This is a genomic window from Streptomyces sp. NPDC015346, assembly GCF_043078785.1.
In the GTDB taxonomy this organism is placed as follows: Bacteria; Actinomycetota; Actinomycetes; order Streptomycetales; family Streptomycetaceae; genus Streptomyces.
Window position 1 is genome coordinate 476621 of record NZ_JBIBTW010000001.1, and the last position, 19266, is coordinate 495886.

General features: G+C 71.3%; 18 protein-coding genes and 2 tRNA genes. 16 read left to right on the forward strand and 4 right to left on the reverse strand.

Annotated features, from left to right (window positions below):
- Window positions 1–51 precede the first annotated feature (51 nt).
- The 4 genes from ACF06X_RS02105 (at window position 52) to ACF06X_RS02120 (ending at window position 3880) form a co-directional block, all read left to right on the forward strand.
- Complete coding sequence (locus ACF06X_RS02105) at window positions 52–525, forward strand: hypothetical protein (RefSeq protein ID WP_392285243.1); 474 nt, start codon at window positions 52–54, stop codon at window positions 523–525.
- A 158-nt stretch (window positions 526–683) separates the two neighbouring features.
- A complete protein-coding gene (locus ACF06X_RS02110; protein WP_392285244.1) occupies window positions 684–1967 on the forward strand; it encodes a glutamate-5-semialdehyde dehydrogenase in 1284 nt (427 codons plus the stop codon).
- 125 nt (window positions 1968–2092) lie between these two features.
- A complete protein-coding gene (locus ACF06X_RS02115) occupies window positions 2093–2698 on the forward strand; it encodes a hypothetical protein (RefSeq protein ID WP_392285245.1) in 606 nt (201 codons plus the stop codon).
- Window positions 2699–2794: 96 nt separating this feature from the next.
- Window positions 2795–3880, forward strand: a complete 1086-nt coding sequence (locus ACF06X_RS02120; RefSeq protein ID WP_392285246.1) for a hypothetical protein — start codon at window positions 2795–2797, stop codon at window positions 3878–3880.
- Here the strand turns inward: ACF06X_RS02120 and ACF06X_RS02125 are convergent.
- Window positions 3865–5022 carry a M48 family metallopeptidase gene (locus ACF06X_RS02125; protein ID WP_392285247.1) on the reverse strand — a complete coding sequence of 386 codons (1158 nt, stop codon included), beginning with the start codon at window positions 5020–5022 and terminating at the stop codon, window positions 3865–3867. The genes ACF06X_RS02120 and ACF06X_RS02125 overlap by 16 nt on opposite strands.
- A 222-nt stretch (window positions 5023–5244) precedes the next feature.
- Between ACF06X_RS02125 and ACF06X_RS02130 the strand changes: the two genes are divergently transcribed.
- The 8 genes from ACF06X_RS02130 to ACF06X_RS02165 all read left to right on the forward strand — a co-directional run bounded on the left by ACF06X_RS02130 (window position 5245) and on the right by ACF06X_RS02165 (window position 9728).
- Complete coding sequence (locus tag ACF06X_RS02130) at window positions 5245–5406, forward strand: hypothetical protein (RefSeq protein ID WP_392285248.1); 162 nt, start codon at window positions 5245–5247, stop codon at window positions 5404–5406.
- Between the two features lie 52 nt (window positions 5407–5458).
- Window positions 5459–6079 carry a nicotinate-nucleotide adenylyltransferase gene (gene nadD, locus ACF06X_RS02135; RefSeq protein WP_392285249.1) on the forward strand — a complete coding sequence of 207 codons (621 nt, stop codon included), beginning with the start codon at window positions 5459–5461 and terminating at the stop codon, window positions 6077–6079.
- Window positions 6080–6098: 19 nt separating this feature from the next.
- Window positions 6099–7808 (forward strand): LCP family protein, encoded by a 1710-nt coding sequence (locus ACF06X_RS02140; protein WP_392285250.1) that lies wholly within the window; start codon window positions 6099–6101, stop codon window positions 7806–7808.
- An 80-nt stretch (window positions 7809–7888) separates the two neighbouring features.
- Window positions 7889–8326: a ribosome silencing factor gene (gene rsfS, locus ACF06X_RS02145; RefSeq protein ID WP_392285251.1), complete on the forward strand. Its 438-nt coding sequence runs from the start codon at window positions 7889–7891 to the stop codon at window positions 8324–8326.
- Window positions 8323–8976: a histidine phosphatase family protein gene (locus ACF06X_RS02150; RefSeq protein ID WP_392285942.1), complete on the forward strand. Its 654-nt coding sequence runs from the start codon at window positions 8323–8325 to the stop codon at window positions 8974–8976. Before rsfS ends, ACF06X_RS02150 begins: the two co-directional genes overlap by 4 nt.
- An 85-nt stretch (window positions 8977–9061) precedes the next feature.
- Window positions 9062–9134, forward strand: a tRNA-Ala gene (locus ACF06X_RS02155).
- A gap of 153 nt (window positions 9135–9287) precedes the next feature.
- Window positions 9288–9491 (forward strand): hypothetical protein, encoded by a 204-nt coding sequence (locus ACF06X_RS02160; RefSeq protein WP_392285252.1) that lies wholly within the window; start codon window positions 9288–9290, stop codon window positions 9489–9491.
- 3 nt (window positions 9492–9494) lie between these two features.
- Window positions 9495–9728 carry a hypothetical protein gene (locus ACF06X_RS02165; protein WP_137989347.1) on the forward strand — a complete coding sequence of 78 codons (234 nt, stop codon included), beginning with the start codon at window positions 9495–9497 and terminating at the stop codon, window positions 9726–9728.
- Here ACF06X_RS02165 and ACF06X_RS02170 read toward each other — a convergent pair.
- Window positions 9707–10942: a glycosyltransferase 87 family protein gene (locus ACF06X_RS02170; protein ID WP_392285253.1), complete on the reverse strand. Its 1236-nt coding sequence runs from the start codon at window positions 10940–10942 to the stop codon at window positions 9707–9709. The two genes, ACF06X_RS02165 and ACF06X_RS02170, sit on opposite strands and share 22 nt — an antisense overlap.
- 119 nt (window positions 10943–11061) lie before the next feature.
- Here ACF06X_RS02170 and ACF06X_RS02175 point away from each other — a divergent pair.
- Window positions 11062–11134 (forward strand) — tRNA-Ala (locus ACF06X_RS02175).
- Window positions 11135–11221: 87 nt separating this feature from the next.
- Here ACF06X_RS02175 and ACF06X_RS02180 read toward each other — a convergent pair.
- Together ACF06X_RS02180 and ACF06X_RS02185 are read right to left on the reverse strand one after the other, a co-directional pair.
- On the reverse strand, window positions 11222–12799 hold the full coding sequence (locus ACF06X_RS02180) for an NADH-ubiquinone oxidoreductase-F iron-sulfur binding region domain-containing protein (protein ID WP_392285254.1): 1578 nt from the start codon (window positions 12797–12799) through the stop codon (window positions 11222–11224).
- Window positions 12796–13947, reverse strand: coding sequence for a hypothetical protein (locus ACF06X_RS02185; RefSeq protein WP_392285255.1), 1152 nt, complete (start codon window positions 13945–13947; stop codon window positions 12796–12798). The genes ACF06X_RS02180 and ACF06X_RS02185 overlap by 4 nt, the downstream gene beginning before the upstream one ends.
- Window positions 13948–14426: 479 nt before the next feature.
- Here ACF06X_RS02185 and leuS point away from each other — a divergent pair, with 479 nt between their 5' ends.
- The 3 genes from leuS to ACF06X_RS02200 all read left to right on the forward strand — a co-directional run bounded on the left by leuS (window position 14427) and on the right by ACF06X_RS02200 (window position 19180).
- A complete protein-coding gene (leuS, locus tag ACF06X_RS02190) occupies window positions 14427–17291 on the forward strand; it encodes a leucine--tRNA ligase (RefSeq protein WP_392285256.1) in 2865 nt (954 codons plus the stop codon).
- A 137-nt stretch (window positions 17292–17428) separates the two neighbouring features.
- A complete protein-coding gene (locus ACF06X_RS02195) occupies window positions 17429–18154 on the forward strand; it encodes a hypothetical protein (protein WP_392285257.1) in 726 nt (241 codons plus the stop codon).
- Window positions 18155–18334: 180 nt separating this feature from the next.
- Window positions 18335–19180 carry a DegV family protein gene (locus tag ACF06X_RS02200; protein ID WP_392285258.1) on the forward strand — a complete coding sequence of 282 codons (846 nt, stop codon included), beginning with the start codon at window positions 18335–18337 and terminating at the stop codon, window positions 19178–19180.
- The last annotated feature ends 86 nt before the right edge of the window (window positions 19181–19266 follow it).

Genomic DNA, 19266 nt, shown 5'->3' on the forward strand with positions numbered 1-19266 from the left:
GGCAAGACAAGGCGGGGTACAGCACCACACGCATCAAACAGGAGGCCGCCGGTGAGACGAGCGCGCCCAGGGGCACTGCCCCGCGGGACTGCCGAACGCGCCCTGACCAGTGTCGAGGCCGGAGCCGACTTCGACGAGGGACAGGACACCGAGACACGTGAGGCACGTGGCGAGGAGCGGGTGGTGTCCAAGCTCTGGCACATCACCCTGAGCGTCTCGGGGGCCGAGGCCCCGTTGAAGGAGGTCAGGCGAGGGCTCGAGCAGCTGGCCCACGACCATCCCTTCCTGCTGACCAGTCGCTACGCCAATGATCACGCGGAGATCCGCTACTGGGAAGAGGCCCGTGACCTGCACGACGCCGCGGCCGTCGCGCTGCGGCTGTGGGGCGAGCACCGGCAGAGTGCCAGGCTGCCCCCGTGGGAGATCGTCGGCCTGGAGGTCATCGACCGCGAGACCTACCACCAGCGCATCGCCGAGGGGTACGGCCCTCCGCCGGCCGCCCCGGTGGGGGTCCACCCCTACTGAGCCGGGCGCTGGGGCGGGTTCCCGGGGAGCTGCCCCCGCCCGGCGCGAGCGCGCGGCTGTCTCGCACTGTGGGACGGCGGGGCGCGAGATGTCTCGGAGTGCGGGATGCGCAGGGGATACGTGAGGGATGTCCGCAGTGGTGCCAGTACCCTGCGGACATGACCTCGCTCACGCCGCTCGACAACCTCTCCCCGGTCGCGCAGGCCGCCTACCGGGCCCGCTCCGCCGCCGCCGAAATCGCGCCACTTCCGCGCGCGGCGAAGGACGACGCCCTGCTGGCGATCGCGGACGCGCTCGAGGTCCGGACCGCCGAGATCGTCGAGGCCAACGCCGAGGACGTCGCCCGGGCCCGCGAGGCCGGGACCAGCGAGTCCATCGTCGACCGGCTGACCCTCACCCCGGAGCGCGTGCGGGCCATCGCCGCCGACGTCCGTGACGTGGCCGCGCTGCCCGACCCGGTCGGCGAGGTGGTCCGCGGCTCGACCCTGCCCAACGGCATCGACCTGCGCCAGGTCCGCGTCCCGCTCGGCGTCGTCGGCATCATCTACGAGGCCCGCCCCAACGTCACCGTCGACGCGGCCGCCCTCTGCCTGAAGTCCGGCAACGCCGTCCTGCTGCGCGGCTCGTCCTCCGCGTACGCCTCCAACACCGCCCTGGTGAAGGTCCTGCGCGACGCCGTCGGCGGGGCCGGCCTGCCCGCCGACGCGATCCAGCTGGTCCCCGGCGAGTCCCGCGACTCGGTACGGGAGCTGATGCGCGCCCGTGGCCTGGTGGACGTCCTCATCCCGCGGGGCGGCGCCTCCCTGATCCGTACCGTCGTCGAGGAGTCGACCGTCCCCGTCATCGAGACCGGCACCGGCAACTGCCACGTCTACGTGGACGCCCAGGCCGACCTCGACATGGCCGTCGACGTCCTGATCAACTCCAAGGCCCAGCGGCCCAGCGTCTGCAACGCCGCCGAGACCCTGCTGGTCCACCAGGACATCGCGGACGTCTTCCTGCCCCGCGCCCTGGCCGCCCTCGCCGACGCCGGTGTCACGGTCCACGCCGACGAGCGGGTCCTCGCCCACGCCGAGGGCTCCAAGGCCACCGTCGTCCCCGCGACCACGGAGGACTGGGAGACCGAGTACCTCTCCTACGACATCGCCGCCGCCGTCGTCGACTCGCTCGACGCGGCCGTCTCCCACATCCGGCTCTGGTCCTCCGGCCACACCGAGGCGATCGTCACCACCTCGCAGGCCGCCGCCCGCCGCTTCACCCAGCTGGTCGACTCCACGACGGTCGCCGTCAACGCGTCCACCCGGTTCACCGACGGCGGTCAGTTCGGCTTCGGCGCCGAGATCGGCATCTCGACGCAGAAGCTGCACGCCCGCGGGCCGATGGGCCTGCCGGAGCTGACCTCGACGAAGTACATCGTCACCGGCGACGGCCACATCCGATAGCCGCCGGTTCCCCCGTTCGGCGCCGCCCCGCGACGCCGGACGGGGGCCTGACGAGCGACCGGACGGGCCGGGATGCTTCGCACTCTCCCTGCCCAAATCCCCCTCCCCGGTCTACTCTGACAAGCGTGCCGGACGACGTGGGGGACAGGCCGTTTCCGGACGGCGGAGACCCCGAGAACTCTGACGACCGCGGGGGCGCGGACGAGGACTTCGCCACCGTGGTCTTCGACGAGGACTTCGTCCGCGCTGCCCAGGTTCACGAGCCGACCGCCGTGGAGCGCCTCCTCGCGGCGGCGCAGGCGCGCGCCGAGGCGGAGGCCGCCAGGGCACGCGCCGGCGGCGGACCGGGCGAGGACGAGCTCCACGAGGACGGCTACGACCCCGCGGACCCCTTCGGCGGCCCCTACGGCGACGGCTACGACCCGGACGACCCCGACGACGACTCGGGCCCGTACGGCCCCCACGGAGGGGCCCTGCGCCCCTACCGGGGCAGCGCCCGCTGGCACCGGCCGGTCGCCTGGGTGCTCGCCCTGGTGATGGGCGTCGGGATGGTCGCCCTCGCCTTCACCGCGGTCTACCGCGGCGCCTCCGCCAACCGTCAGGACAAGGTGCCCGCGCCCGCCACGACGGGCATCGACAAGCCGCGAGCCGTCCCTCCCGCGGCCGTCGCCCCCTCCGCCCCCGCCCCCTACTCCACACCGTCGGTCACCCCCGCTCCCCGCACCCCCTGAGCCGAGTGCGCGCAGTGGGGTGACAGGTCGGAAATCATCGGAACTTGTCGTGTACCTGGGCGTTTACCAGGGCTTCGTCCGACCTACCCTGAAGGTATGGCAGGGCGTGGCGACCCGCCTGAGGGGACGGCCCCCGACCCCGGCGGTGGTGACGACGAGTACCGATCCGTCGTCTTCGACGAGTCGTTCGTCCGCGCTGCCCGGCTCCAGGAGTTCTCCGCCGAGGAGCGGATGGGAGAGCCCTCCCAGGCCGTGCGCTCCCTCGCCGTCCGCGAGCACAGAAGCGGCTCCGGCCAGGCCGTCCTGCTCGTGCTGCTGATCCTCCTCGCCTTCGGAACGGCCATCTATCTCGGCGTCCGCAACCCCTACCAGCCCCCCGTCGACCAGCGTGCCGAACCCCTGCGCGTCACGATGGTCCCGCTGGCCCCCAAGGGCCCGGTGCCGGGCGGCGAGCCCGACCAGCTCTTCGCCCGCAGCCCGGCCGCCGAGTACCGCGAGGGCGCCTCCGGCATCAACCTCCCGCACACCGGACGCACCACCCATTTCTCCGAGAGCCAGGTCATCGCCGCCCTGACCATCGCGAAGGACTACCTGGTGACCTCGTCCCTGGAGCCCGACGTCCTGACGGGAGCGACGGACCGTCCCGTCCGGCTGCTGATCGACCCGGACCAGCTGGAGCAGTTCGACCGGAGTGTCGAGTCGCCGCTCGACGACGGACTGCACGCGGTCTCCGGCTGGCTGGTGCGGTTCGACCCGGCCGAGGTGGCCCCGGCCGAGCCCGCGCCCCGCGTCCAGGGCACGCTCCGCTTCGCGGAGACGTCCACCGACATGCTGGAGGTGACCGCGGACCACACGTTCACCTACGCCGTGCGCCCCGCCACCTCAGGCGCCGGCCCGGTGGGCCAGGCCTCGCTCTTCACCGTCCACCGCGAGATCCACTTCCGCTTCGACCGGGAGGATCTGCGGATGCACCGCGCCGAACTGCTGACCAGCGTCGTCCAGGCCGGTCCCCAGGCCTGCGGCGACGACACCAGCGGCTCCCTGCGCCCGCTCCTGGCGGGCGAGCGGGCCTCCGGCGCCGACACCGGGGAACCCGCGGTCACCGACCCGTACGCCACGGGCCGACCCGCCGCCTCCCCGCTCTGCGGAGCTCTCGACCCGAGCGCTCAGCCCTCGCTCTGACCGCCCCGGCCGTCGCTCCCGCTCTCGCCCGTGCTGTCGTCGCCCGCCGTACCGCCGGTCGCCCCACCCGTACCACCGGTGGTCCCGTCGCTCCTTGAGGCCCCGCCGCCGAACCGGCTGCGCAGCTTCCCGCCCAGGTCGCCCGCGAGGTCTCCCGCACCACCGGCTATGTCACCGACCAGCTTCATCAGCGGATCCCTGCTGGTGCGCACGGAGTCGGCGTAGTGCCCCGCCGACTCACGGAAGGAGTCGGTCACCGAGGCGTCCTTGTCCTCCGAGCGGCGCGGGTAGTGCCCGTCCATGATCCGCTGGTAGTCGCGGGTCTCGGACCACTTCTTCAGCTCGGCCGCCCGGACGGTGGTGAAGGGGTGCGAGCGCGGTAGCACATTGAGGATCTTGAGGACGGAGTCCCGCAGGTCGCCGCCCTTCTCGTACTCGTCGGCCTGGGCGAGGAACGCGTCCACGTTCATCTCGTGCAGATGGTTGCCGCCGGCGATCTTCATCAGACCCCGCATCGAGGCCTGCAGGTCCTGCCCCACCAGCAGCCCCGCCCGGTCGGCGGAGAGCTCCGACTTGCGGAACCACTCCCGCAGCGCCGTCACGATCGCCATGATCGCCATGTTCCCCAGGGGGATCCAGGCCACCTTCAGCGCCAGGCCCGTGAGGAACAGCAGGATCGTGCGGTACACGGAGTGACCGGAGAGGGCGTGGCCCACCTCATGGCCGACGACCGCCCGCATCTCCTCCTCGTCGAGCAGCTCCACGAGGCCGGTGGTGACCACGATGATCGGCTCGTCCAGGCCGATGCACATCGCGTTCGGCTTCGGGTCCTGCGTGACGTACATCGGCGGGACCTTCTCCAGGTCCAGGATGTAACACGCGTCCCTCAGCATGTCGTTGAGGTGCGAGAACTGGGCGTCGCTCACCCGGACGGAATCGGAGAGGAAGAGCAGTCGGAGACTGCGCTCGGGCAGCAGCCCGCTGAGCGCCTTGAAGACCGTGTCGAAGCCGGTCAGCTTGCGCAGCGCGACGAGGGCCGAGCGATCGGCCGGGTGTTCGTAGGCCCGCGAGGAGATGTCCGGGAAGCGCTTGCGCTGCCTGCTCGGCACGTTCCCGTTTCCGTTGTCGGTCTGCTCGGTCATGGATGCCCCCTGTTCGTACGAGACCTTGCTCGTCCCCCTGACCCGTCCCAGCCTAGGTGCTGGGGCCCACACGCGCCGGAGCCTGTGGACAACTCCGCCTGTGGACAACTCGGGCAGCGTGGAACATCAACGCCAACGACTGAGTCGGCGTGAGCGTGCCCGGACGCCCCGCATACGATGTGGGCGAAGTCTCCGCTCCCCGATCGATAGGTCCTGCCGAAGATGAGCCTCCACAGCACCGCCGCCAACCTGGTCTCGCTCGCCCAGGGCGCCGAGCACGGCGGCAACCACGACAGCCTCAACCCCTACCTCACCGGTTTCGGCGCGCTCGGTGCGCTGCTCCTGCTGCTGTGGATCACCACCCGCTTCAACCGCGACCGCTGAGCCGGCGACCACCGCTCAGGCGTTCGCCGCCGTGCCAGTAGGCTCTGCACGCATGGGAGAGCAGGAAGTGCCTACTGGCAGTCGCGGCAAGCGCCGACTCGGCGTGATGGGCGGGACCTTCGACCCGATCCACCACGGACACCTGGTGGCCGCCAGTGAGGTGGCCGCCCTGTTCCACCTCGACGAGGTGGTGTTCGTGCCGACCGGGCAGCCCTGGCAGAAGAGCCACAAGGCCGTCTCCGCGGCCGAGGACCGCTATCTGATGACGGTCATCGCCACCGCGTCCAACCCGCAGTTCTCGGTCAGCCGCATCGAGATCGACCGCGGCGGACCCACGTACACCATCGACACCCTGCGGGACCTGCGCTCCCTCAACAGCGACTCGGACCTCTTCTTCATCACCGGGGCCGACGCGCTGTCGCAGATCCTCACGTGGCGCGACGCCGAGGAGCTCTTCTCGCTCGCCCACTTCATCGGCGTCACCCGGCCGGGCCACGACCTCACGGACGACGGTCTGCCCAAGGGCGGGGTCTCGCTGGTCGAGGTCCCCGCGCTCGCGATCTCCTCCACCGACTGCCGGATGAGGGTCGCGCAGGGCGACCCGGTCTGGTATTTGGTGCCGGACGGCGTGGTGCGCTACATCGACAAGCGCCAGTTGTACCGCGGCGAGTGAGCCTCGGAGAGGGGCACCGGTGAACGATCAGCAGAACCCGTACGACCCGTACTACCCGCAGCCGCAGATCATCGGCTACGACGAGTACGGGCAGCCGGTGTACCAGCAGGTCCCGCCCCAGGCGCAGCAGCCCTACGACCCGTACGCCCAGCAGCAGGGCTACGGCTACGACGCCTACGGCCAGCCGATCCAGCAGCAGCCCCAGCAGCAGCCGTACGACCCGTACCAGCAGCAACAGCAGCAACAGCAGCAACAGCAGGGCTACGGCTACACGCCCTACGACACCGGGCAGCACACCGGCCGGCAGCACACCGGTCAGCAGTGGGCCGTGCGCGGCGAATCCGCTCCCGCCCCGGTGGCGGCACCGGCCGGGGTTCCGGGCCAGCGCCCGGCCCCGGACACCCGGGACGACGACGCAGCTGACCGTGAGCGTGACCGTGACCATGACGGTGACGGTGACGCGCGGGACTACCGCACCGAGCAGTTCTCGTTCATCGAGGAGCCCGACGAGGACTCCGAAGACGTCATCGACTGGCTGAAGTTCACCGAGAGCCGCTCCGAGCGGCGCGAGGAGGCCAGGCGCCGCGGCCGTAACCGGGTCATCGCCCTGATCGTGGTCCTCGCCCTCGCCGCGGTCGGCGGCGTCGGCTATCTCTGGTCCGCCGGCAAGCTCCCCGGCACGGGCGGGGACGAACAGCAGCGGAACACCGCGACCGGTCCCCAGAAGCGCGACACGATCGTCGTCCACCTCCACGACACCAAGGGCGGCGGAACCTCCACCGCCCTGCTGGTGGACAACACCACGACCAAGCAGGGCACCACCGTCCTGCTCCCCGACGCGCTCACCGTCGCCAACGACGAGGGCTCCGCGACCACGCTCGCCAAGTCCGTCGAGGACGACGGCTCCGGCGGCACCCGCGAGGGCATCGGAAACCTCCTCGGCACGAAGATCACCGGTACCTGGCGGCTGGACACGCCCTACCTGGAGAACCTGGTCGAGCTCGTCAGCAACATCGACATCACCACCGACATCGAGGTGCCGGCCGCCAAGAAGGGCGAGGCGCCGCTCGTCACCAAGGGTGAGAACCAGACGCTCAACGGTCGCGCGGCCGTCGCCTACGCCACCTACCGCGCGCCCGGCGAGGCCGAGGCCAAGCAGCTCCAGCGCTTCGGCCAGGTCCTCTACGGCGTGCTGCGGAAGATGCCCGACGACCCCAAGGCCGCCACGGAGACGATCGCGACGCTCGTCCAGATCATGGACCCCTCCCTGCCCGAGAAGGACCTCGGCGCCTCCCTCGCCCGGCTCGCCGAGCACGCCAAGGGCGGCGACTACAAGACGGCGATGCTCCCCGTGGAGCCGGACGGCTCGCTGAGCGAGAGCGCCGCCGACAGTGTGGTCAAGGACATCCTCGGCGGAAAGGTCAGCGCCCCCGAGCAGGGCGAGGCGGTCCGCGTCTCGGTCCGGGACGCCACCGGCAGGGACGCGACGGAGGCGGCCCGGATCGTCCTGGTCAACGGAGGCTACGCCTTCGTGGGCGGCGCCAAGGCCGATACCGAGGAGACCTCGCAGGTCGTCTACGGCGAGGACGCCCAGAAGGCGACCGCGGCCGAGGTGGCCAAGACCCTCGGCCTGCCCGACGGCGCGGTCAAGAAGGGCAAGGCCGCCGGAAACGCCGACGTCACGGTGATTCTGGGCCAGGATTACAAGATCCCCGGGGCCGGGGAATGACCTCGTCGTAAAGGTTTGCGGGAGCGTCGGCGGTACGTGAGACCCTTGATGTGTCTCTGACCGCCGACGAAAGCCTGCTTGTGACCGCCACGGATCGCTCCATCGAGCTCGTCAACGCCGCCGCCCAGGCGGCGGCCGACCGGCTCGCGCACGACATCATCGCGTACGACGTCAGTGATGTGCTGTCGATCACCGACGCCTTCCTGCTCGCCTCCGCACCCAACGACCGCCAGGTCAAGTCGATCGTCGACGAGATCGAGGAGCGGCTCAACAAGGAGCTCGGCGCCAAGCCGGTGCGCCGCGAGGGCGACCGGGACGCCCGCTGGATCCTCCTGGACTACGTCGACATCGTCGTCCACGTCCAGCACAGCGAGGAGCGGGTCTTCTACGCCCTGGAGCGGCTGTGGAAGGACTGCCCCGAGCTTCCGCTCCCCGAGGACGCCCTGAAGACCCGCGGCAAGGCCGCCGAGCACGCCGCGCTGACCGGCGCCGACGGGGCGGACGGTGAGCTGAGCTGAGCGCCACCACGGGCGGCAGCGGCCGCCGTATCGTCCTGTGGCGCCACGGCCAGACGGCCTGGAACCTGGAGCGCCGCTTCCAGGGGTCCACGGACATCGAGCTGACCGAGACCGGCCTCGCCCAGGCGCGCCGGTCCGCCCGGCTGCTCGCCTCGCTCAGGCCGGACGCGATCATCGCCTCCGACCTGAAGCGGGCGGCGGCCACCGCCGGCGAGCTCGCCGCGCTGACCGGCCACACCGTCGCGTACGACTCCGCTCTGCGTGAGACGTACGCGGGGGAGTGGCAGGGGCTGACGCACGAGGAGATCGTCGGCCGGTACGGCGAGCAGTACGCCGCCTGGAAGCGCGGCGAGCCCGTGCGCCGGGGCGGCGGCGAGCTGGAGACCGAGGTGGCCGACCGGGCCGCCCCGGTGGTCCTGGAGCACGCCGAGAAGCTGCCGACCGACGGCACGCTCGTCGTGGTGAGCCACGGCGGCACGATCCGCACCACCATCGGCCGGCTGCTCGGCCTGGAGGCGCGTCACTGGGAGGGCCTGGGCGGGCTCTCCAACTGCTGCTGGTCCGTCCTCGGCGAGGGCGCCCGCGGCTGGCGGCTGCTCGAGCACAACGCCGGCACGCTGCCCGAACCGGTCCTCGGCGACGACGACTGAGCCGCCCGACGGCCCGGATTTCACTTTCCGGCAGCTCGCAGGCTAAAGTTCTTCTTGTTCGCAGCGCGGAGCGCGAAGAACACGAGGGGCTATAGCTCAGTTGGTAGAGCGCCTGCATGGCATGCAGGAGGTCAGGAGTTCAATTCTCCTTAGCTCCACAGTCACCGAATCCCGTCCCCACCAGGGGGCGGGATTCGTCGTTTGTCACCCCTTCCCCGCCTGGTGCGCCGAGCCCGCTGACCCCCTTGCGGGGCCATGGCAGAATCGGACGGCCGGAGGGGGACGAGGGTCCGGACGGGAGGGAGTGTGCGATGGCCGTGAGCCGTGCCGAGGATGCCGATACCGAGGCCGAGGCCGATGCCGTCGCCACGCCCGCCGACCACCTCACCCCGGTCGAGGGGGCGGGAGCCCGTCTCGACTGTCCCTCCTGCGGTTCCCCCCATGTCGCCCAAGTGCTCGGCGACAACGGCGGGGTGTCCTATGTGTGCACGTCCTGCGGCCACAGCTGGAGCTGAGTGATGGGTGCACACAGGCGGAAGTGCGACTGGTGCGGCAGCGGTACGCCCATTGTCCGGGACATGGACCCGGTCAACACCGAGTACCAGTACTGGTGCGAGGAGTGCGCGCGGGCGCTGATCATAAAAGGCGACCCCATCGAGACGTACCGAGAGCTCGAGGGGGAGCCGATCTACGGCCGGCTCCTCGACGAGCACTGCACCCTCAAGCGGTTCTACTCCTTCGCCACGGCCTGAGGCCCGCGGGTCAGGGCGCGTCCGGCGTATCCGAGGAACAGCGCCGTCGCCGTCAGCGGATAGACGGCCGAGAGCAGCATCTGACCGGCGTTCTGGTCGAGTTCGGGCCGCCCCGGGTCGTGCGGGACCCACCACAGCGCGAACGAGGCGAAGGCCAGCGCCACGGCGGCCACCGCCCAGCCGGGCTTCACGCGGTCCCGGCGGTCCACGAGCAGGACGAGCAGCGGTACGCACCACACCCAGTGGTGCGACCAGGAGATCGGGCTGATCATCAGGGCCGTGAGGGCGCACACGATCACGGACAGCGCCCTGTCCCCGCGCAGCGCTGCCCGTACCGCGAGCACCATCGCCGCGCCGCCGAGGACGGCCGCCGTCACCGCCCACCACATGCCCGGGTCGTCGGTGTGCATCAGCCTGGCCAGCACCCCGCGCAGCGACTGGTTGGCGGTCTCCTCGGCGAAGCCGACCCGGCCGGTCTCGAAGAGCGTCTCGGTCCAGAAGCGCCTGGAGTCGTGCGGCAGGATCAGCGCACCGGCCACCGTCGCGCCCAGGAACACCGCGGTCGCGGTGACGGCCGTGCGGAGCCACTGGTTCCAGCCCCCGTCCCGGCGCCACAGGAGCAGACCGGCGGCAAGAAGAAGGACGACGAAGAGTCCCGGTGTGAGCTTCACCGCAGTGGCCAGTCCGATACCGACGCCCGCCCAGCGGTTCCCCTCGCGACGGGTGAAGTCCCACAGCACCGCCACCGCGATGAGCAGATTGATCTGCCCGTACCGCAGAGTCGTCCACACCGGCTCGCACCAGACGACGATCGCCGCCACCCAGAGGGTGGTGCGCCACAGCTGTGTACGGGACAGGGACGGGCGGACCAGCTGCAGGGAGAGCTGGACGAGCGCGACCACGAGGAGGAGGTTCCCGGCGGTCGCCAGCGTCCGCATCAACGGGACGCCGACGAGCGTCAGAGGGGCGAACAGCAGCCCCGCGAAGGGCGGATACGTCATGCCGAGGTTCGCCGAGGTGGCGCGCATCGCGTAGAGGTCGCCGCCCGCGCGGACCGTCTCCCCCGCGGCCCGGTAGACCATCACGTCGAGCATGTTCACGTGGGCGAGGCGTTGCGCCACCCAGAAGGCTATGAACGACAGGAGACAGGTCGCCGCGGCGGTGGCGAGGGGCCACTGGCGGGCGCGGGTTCGGGCGAGCACGGACACGGTCACAGAGGGGGACCTTACCCGGCGGCCTCAGGGCGCCCTGGAAACGATTTGGTGATCCCCCGGGGAGCCGGTTAATGTTCTGTCTGTCGCCGCGGGGGAAACCCGAACGGGGCGGACAGCAAGGGGCTATAGCTCAGTTGGTAGAGCGCCTGCATGGCATGCAGGAGGTCAGGAGTTCAATTCTCCTTAGCTCCACAGAACGAAGAAGCGGACCATCCGAATCGATGGTCCGCTTCTTCGTTTCCGGGCCACGAGGCGGGCGGAGGGGGCCGGGAAGGGTGATCAACCCCTGCCGGTGTCCAGCGCCTTACGGCCCGTGCCGGGCGGAAGTGCCGGACGCTCCAGAGGCGGCTGCTCGATCCGGAGCGCCAGCGCGGGACAGCGGCGCACGGCCCGCTGCGCCCGCCCGCGCAGATGCATCGGCACGGAGGCGTCGGCGAGCGCCGGGTAGCCGTCCGGGCCCAGTCTGATCAGCTCCGGCACGATGTCCGCGCAGAGCCCGTGCCCCTGGCAGAGCGTCCAGTCGATGGCCAGCTTCTCGCCGCTCGGAATCGACTCCTCCGCGTCCTGGTAGCCGGGCGCGGGCAGCGGCAGGACCCCTCTGGTCGGCCGCCCGCAACCACCGTCGAGGACATGAGCGGCCAGATCGTCCGTGAAGGCCGAGAGAGTCGAGGCGAAGAAGCGGGCCGAACCGTCCGGATGCTTGCACGCGCCCCGGCCCTTCACCGCCTGGGTCACCTCCCGCAGCGCCGCCAGCGCCGCCGGACCGCCACCGTTCAGCACGTCCGACAGGCCACCGGCCGCCGCCGGGAGGCCCAGCCGACACGGGCCGCACTGGCCGGCCGTCTCCGCCGCCAGCCAGCTCGCGACCCGAAGCGACTCACCGAGCGGGCACGTCTCGGGACCGATGGGCAGTATCGCCCCGGCTCCGAGCGACCCGCCGACGGCCGCCAGGGAGGCGCGCGAGACGACGGCGTCGTGGACGGCCGCCGAGTCGATCCAGTTGCCGTGGTAGCCGCCCGTGAGCACCCCCTGGGGCACCGGAGGGGCACCGGCGAGCTGGAGCACGTACCGCAGCGGGACACCCGTCGGGACCTCGATCACCATGGGGCGGGCGACGGTCCCCGAGAGCGTCAGCAGGACCGTGCCGGGCTCGGAGTCCAGTCCGGAGTGGCCATAGCGGTGCGGGCCGATCCGGGCGGCCACGGCGAGCTGTGCGAACGTCTCCGCGTTGGACAGCAGCGTCGGCGCGCCGCCCACTCCCGACTCCGCCGCGCGTTCGCGCCGGCCGGCCGGCAGAGCGGGTCCACCGCCGGCCGCGCGGATCACCGCGGACGCCTCTCCGGAGACCATCCGCTCGGGGGTACGGACGACACGCGCGCGTAGCGCCTGTCCACGGCGGTCGGACAGGCCGCGCTCGGCGAGCGCCGACCGGATGGAGATCTCCGTGGAGTTACGGGTCACGGCCACGATCAGCGTCCGGGCGCCGAGCGCCTCCGCCGCCAGCAGGGCCCCGTCCAGAACCAGGTGCGGAGCGCGGTTGAGCAGCACGGTGTCCTTGCGGCAGGCGGGCTCGCCCTCGCTGCCGTTGACCACCACGACGGGACGTATCCCGCGGCGGATCGCCGCCTGGCCGACGGCTCTGAGCTTGCGGCCGAACGGAAAACCGGCGCCACCGCGCCCGTGCAGGGATATCTCGTCGGCGAGCTGGGCGAGCCGCTCGCCGCTCATCGGTTCCAGGGGCCCGTGCACCTTGAGGTGCATGGCGAGGCCGAGGCGCTCGACCAGATCGAAGCCCTGGGTGAGCTGTGGCAGACCGACCACGCGGACCTCGGGGACGTCCGGGAGCGGTGCGTTCACGGGCGGTCTCCTGCGGGTGTGGTCCATGGCTCACCCGCGGGGGGCGGGCTGGCGTACGTCGGCATGGTGGGTGAGGGAGTGGGCCAGTAGCCGGGACGGGGAGAGGGGTCGGGGACGACGGGGAGCTCCTCGGTCAGGGGGACGCGTTCGGCGAACGGGATGTCACTGTCGGGACGGCGGGAAGTGGTCGTGCCGGGGGCCGGGGCGGCGCGGGACACGGCGCGGTAGGCGGCGGAGAAACCGGGCCTGGTGGAGAAGGTCGGCGCGGCGGACGGGGCGGGAGGGAAGGGAGGGGGCGGCGGGGGCGACGCGTAGAGCCGCTGCTGGGGCAGCGGGGGAGCGGCGGCCATGGGGGCCGGTGCGGTCGGCGAGGGACGGGCCCCCGGGCGGTCCAGCCACTCGGCGGAGACCGTCGGGGCGTCGAGGCTGCCCTCGTCCTGCGCGAGACCTGCCTGCCGGGGCCGCTCCGGCCGCTCGGGCCGCTCTCCCGGGTCGGGGCGCTCGCTGTCCGGAGTCGGGACGCGCGTCCGGCCCTCCAGCGAGGCGAGGAACCCGGCGAACCGCTCGGCCAGCGCGCGCTGGGTCGGGGCGGGGAGCAATCGGAGCGAGACCGCGGCGGCGACCGCCGCCAGCGCCAGGCAGTAGAGGACGACGACCCAGGTGGCGGCGGGCCTGCCCGCGTACAGGCCGTGGATCAGGGCGAAGCACCAGGCCGGGTACGCCAGCATGTGCAGCGGCCGCCAGCGCGCGGCGAACCGGCTCCGGCCGGCCAGCGTGCTGCGCAGCGCGCCGGTCGCCGCCGCGACGACCATCAGGAGCCCGGCGAGCGAGCCGAAGCCGATGAGGGCCGCGGTGCCCGTGAAGCCGAGGCCGAAGGGGACCAGCGCCCCGATCGGCTCGACACGGCCGAGGGAGACCTTGACGGTGCCGTGCAGCAGCAGGAAACCGAGCGACGCGACGGCGGTGGCCCGGTGGACGCCCTGGGCGAGCAGCCGGTGACGCGGGGAGAGGAGAAGGCGGTCGGTGGCCGTCAGGCCCCAGGCGACCGAGGCGGTCAGGGAGACCAGGGAAAGGACGCCCGTGATGAAGTCGAGCGCGGCGCGGAAGCTGTCGCCGCCGCCGACGGCGAGCAGCGGAATGACCACCACTGCCGCGACCGAAAGCCCGCCTCGAACCGGCCGGCTCATGCCGGTTCGCAGGAGGGGAGAAGAGCGGACCTTGCGATGAGGGTTCATGGGTGCGACTCCGAATGGTGCGGATAAGCGGTCCCGTTGCCGCATGCTAAGTGGCTCCATACCAGGCGGTAGGTGGTTTGCTCGTTTACGGGGGGCGTGAAGCGGAACTGACTCTGGGGTTGCCCTGGATAGGGGCGATACGCGGAGTAACCCGGGCGCCTCGGGCGCTCTCGCGCCGACCGGTGGAACGCCGGTGCGTCCCGCTCGGGCCCTGCGGTACCCTGACGCCATGCGTGCCGTACGCCTTCTGCTTAGCGAGCCGCGCTGATCAGTCCCGTCGGATGAAAGATCCGGACGGAATCGGCGCGGCGTCCCCTCCTGTGCGAGGGGATTTTTCATTTCGTGGCATTCCGTGGCAGTGGGCAGAGACGATCGATGGAGCTTCAAGGATCATGAGCGAGATGAATTCGGCTGCCGAGACGGCGGCCCCGCATCGTTATACGGCGGCCATGGCCGCCGACATCGAGGCACGCTGGCAGGATTTCTGGGACGCCGAGGGAACCTACGAGGCGCCGAACCCCACCGGTGACCTGGCGGGCGATCCGGAGATCGTCGCCCGTCCCAAGAAGTTCATCATGGACATGTTCCCGTACCCCTCTGGTGCGGGCCTGCACGTCGGCCACCCGCTGGGCTACATCGCCACGGACGTCTTCGCCCGCCACCAGCGCATGACCGGCCACAACGTGCTGCACACCCTGGGCTTCGACGCCTTCGGCCTGCCGGCCGAGCAGTACGCCGTGCAGACGGGCACGCACCCGCGCGTCTCCACCGAGGCCAACATGGAGAACATGAAGGTCCAGCTGCGCCGGCTGGGCCTGGGCCACGACAAGCGCCGGTCGTTCGCGACGATCGACCCGGAGTACTACAAGTGGACCCAGTGGATCTTCCTGCAGATCTTCAACTCCTGGTACGACGACGAGGCCAAGAAGGCCCGCCCGATCGCCGAGCTGATCGAGCAGTTCGAGAACGGCACCCGTGAGATTCCCGGCACGCGCGCGTGGAGCGAGCTGACCGCCGCCGAGCGCTCGGACGTCCTGGGCGACTACCGCCTGGCGTACGCCTCCGACGCGCCCGTCAACTGGTGCCCCGGCCTGGGCACCGTCCTGGCCAACGAGGAGGTCACCTCCGACGGCCGGTCCGAGCGCGGCAACTTCCCGGTCTTCAAGGCCAAGCTGCGCCAGTGGAACATGCGCATCACCGCCTACGCGGACCGCCTGCTGGACGACCTGGACGCGCTGGACTGGCCCGAGGCCATCAAGCTGCAGCAGCGCAACTGGATCGGCCGCTCCGAGGGCGCCCGTGTCGACTTCCAGGTCGGCGACGCCGGCGCTATCACCGTCTTCACCACCCGCCAGGACACGCTCTTCGGCGCCACCTACATGGTCCTGGCCCCCGAGCACGACCTCGTCGAGAAGATCGTCCCGGCCGCCTGGCCCGAGGGCACCCACGACGTGTGGACCGGCGGGCACGCCACCCCGGCCGAGGCCGTCGACGCCTACCGCAAGCAGGCCGCGTCCAAGTCCGACGTCGAGCGCCAGGCCGAGGCCAAGGACAAGACCGGTGTCTTCACCGGCGCGTACGCGACCAACCCGGTCAGCGGCGACCAGGTCCCGGTCTTCATCGCCGACTACGTCCTGATGGGCTACGGCACCGGCGCCATCATGGCCGTCCCGGCGCACGACAGCCGTGACTTCGCCTTCGCGCGCGCCTTCGAGCTGCCGATGCGCTGCGTCGTGGAGCCCTCGGACGACCGCGGCACCGACCCGTCGACGTGGGACGACGCCTTCTCCTCGTACGAGGCGAAACTGGTCAACTCCTCGAACGCGGACGTGAGCCTGGACGGCCTGGGCGTCGTCGAGGCCAAGGAGCGGATCACCGCCTGGCTGGCCGAGCGCGGCATCGGCGAGGGAACCGTCAACTTCCGGCTGCGGGACTGGCTGTTCAGCCGCCAGCGGTACTGGGGCGAGCCCTTCCCGATCGTCTACGACGAGGACGGCGTGGCGCACGCGCTGCCCGAGTCCATGCTGCCGCTGGAGCTGCCGGAGGTCGACGACTACTCGCCGCGGACCTTCGACCCGGACGACGCCGACACCCAGCCCGAGACGCCGCTGTCCCGCAACGAGGACTGGGTCAACGTCACCCTCGACCTGGGCGACGGACCGAAGAAGTACCGCCGCGAGACCAACACCATGCCCAACTGGGCCGGTTCCTGCTGGTACGAGCTCCGCTACCTGGACCCGCACAACGACCAGAAGCTGGTCGACCCGGTCGTCGAGCAGTACTGGATGGGTCCGCGCGAGGGACAGCCGCACGGCGGCGTCGACCTGTACGTCGGCGGCGCCGAGCACGCCGTACTGCACTTGCTGTACGCGCGGTTCTGGTCCAAGGTCCTGTTCGACCTGGGACACGTCTCCTCGGCCGAGCCGTTCCACAAGCTGTACAACCAGGGCATGATCCAGGCCTTCGTCTACCGGGACGCGCGCGGGATCGCCGTGCCGGCCGCCGAGGTCGAGGAGCGCGACGGCGGCTTCTGGTACCAGGGCGAGAAGGTCAGCCGCGTCCTGGGCAAGATGGGCAAGTCCCTGAAGAACGCGGTCACCCCCGACGAGATCTGCGGCGAGTACGGTGCCGACACCCTGCGCCTGTACGAGATGGCGATGGGCCCGCTGGACGTCTCCCGCCCCTGGGACACGCGCGCGGTGGTCGGGCAGTACCGGCTGCTGCAGCGCCTGTGGCGCAACATCGTCGACGAGTCGACCGGCGAGGTCACCGTCGTCGACGACGCGCCCGACGAGGACACCCTGCGCGCCCTGCACAAGGCGATCGACGGCGTCTCGCAGGACATGGCCGCGATGCGCTTCAACACCGCCATCGCCAAGGTCACGGAGCTGAACAACCACCTGACGAAGTCGGGCGGTGCGGTGTCGCGGTCCGTCGCCGAGCAGCTCGTTCTGCTGGTGGCCCCGCTCGCCCCGCACATCGCCGAGGAGCTGTGGCGCAAGCTGGGCCACACCGACTCGGTCGTCCACCAGGACTTCCCCGTCGCCGACCCGGCGTACGTCGTGGACGAGACCGTGACCTGCGTCGTGCAGATCAAGGGCAAGGTCAAGGCGCGTCTGGAGGTCTCGCCGTCCATCACGGACGCGGAGCTGGAGGCGCTGGCACTGGGTGACGCGAACGTCGTCGCGGCGCTGGGCGGCGCGACGATCCGCAAGGTGATCGTGCGCGCGCCGAAGCTGGTCAACATCGTCGCCTAGCGAGGCATGAGGGGTTTCCCCTACGGGCAGGTTGGGGGTTCCGATGGAACCCTCGGCCCGCCCGTTCCGTTTACCGTGGAGGAACGACAACCGAGGGACTCGAAAGCCGAGGACTCGACCACGCCGGAGGGGCACTCATGGGAGAAGCCGCGATTCTGATCATGGCGCTGCTCTTCTTCGCCTTCGTGGCGTTGGGGGTGTACGCGGCCGTGAAGGCGGTCAAGGCCGCCAAGCGCGGGGTCGACCGCACGATCACGCAGGCCCGGCGCACGGTCGAGGACACCACGCTGCGCGCGAAGAGCTACCGACAGGGCGGCGTCTCCGGCCAGCTGGCCCAGCTGCGGCTCTCGCTGCGCACCTCGATGCGCGCGACCCAGGACGCCCTGCAGGCGGGTGTCGCCGAGGACGCCTCGCTGAAGGAGACGCTCGATCTGTTCCGCCGGCTGAGCGCCCATGGGCAGGAGCTGGACGAGGACCTCAAGCGCATGGAGCGCGATCCGGACCGGTCGAGGGTGGCCGCACACCTCCCCGAACTGCGGGAGCGTACGGAGCGGATCACGCACTCGGCCGACTCGCTGCGGTGGGCGGCCAGGGACCGGGCGCGGAAGTTCGCGGAGGACGACCTCTCCTCGCTGAGCGCCCAGATCGACCTGGAGGCGGGCGCGCTGCGTCACTGGTCGGCGCCTGAGCAGAACCCCGCGTCGGACGACTTCTCGTGGCCCGAGTCGGACGGGGCGGCGCCGGCGCCGGACCGGAAGCAGGCGTCGGCCGAGGAGCAGCAGCCGCCGGCGATCACGGCACGCGACCCGCGCCTGACGGCCTACCCGTGGGAGAAGTCCGCGCGGCCGGAGACCACCAACTGAGACCGTCACGACGGCGGATGGCGCTGCGACCGCCGTGGCGGCGGGCGGGCGTCGGGGCGGTCGCGCCGCGGTGGCGCCCGGGTGGCGGGGCGGTCCCGGCGCGGTGGCGTGCGGGTGACGCGGTCGCTCGTGAGGGGGCCGGGCTGCCGCGGGGTGGCCGCGACGGGTAACCTCCCGCTCATGTCCCGGCATGTCGCGATCGTCACCGATTCCACGGCCTACCTGCCGCCCCAGACGATGGAGCGGCACGGCATCACCGCGGTCCCGCTGACCGTCGTCATCGGCGACAGGGCCCTTGAGGAGGGGACCGAGGTCTCCGCCCGCACACTCGCCCAGGCGCTCCAGAAGCGACGGCCGGTGACCACCTCGCGACCGAGTCCCGAGGTCTTCGCGGCGACGTACCGCGCGGCCGCCGAGGCAGGAGCGCGGGGCGTCATCTCCCTCCATCTCTCCGCCGAGTTCTCCGGTACGTACGACGCCGCCGTCCTGGCGGCCAAGGACGCACCCGTGCCCGTCCGGGTGGTCGACACCCGGATGGTGGGGATGGCGCTGGGCTTCTGCGCACTGACGGCGGCCGAGGTCGTGGACGCCGGCGGCTCCATCGACGAAGCGGTCGCCGCGGCCGAGAAGCGGGCCGCCGGGACCTCCGCCTTCTTCTACGTCGACACGCTGGACTATCTCCGCAGGGGAGGCCGTATCGGAGCCGCGCAGGCGCTGCTCGGCTCCGCGCTCGCGGTGAAGCCACTCCTCGAACTGGACGGAGGGCGGATCGAACTGCGCGAGAAGGTACGGACGGCGTCGAAGGCGATCGCCCGCCTCGAGGAGATCGCGGTGGAGCGGGCCGGCTCCGGCACGGTGGACGTGGCAGTGCACCACCTCTCCGCGCCCGAACGGGCGGCCGTGCTGGCCGACCGGCTCCGTGATCGCCTCCCGGGCATCGGGGAACTGCGGGTCAGTGAGGTCGGAGCGGTGATCGGAGCGCACACGGGCCCAGGCCTTCTGGCCGTCGTCGTCTCGCCCCGCTGAGGGGCGAAGTCCGGAAGGTCGATCTCTGCTCGTCCATCCCCCTCACGGGTGACGTGGTTTTCCACAACTTGCGGTTGTTCCACAGA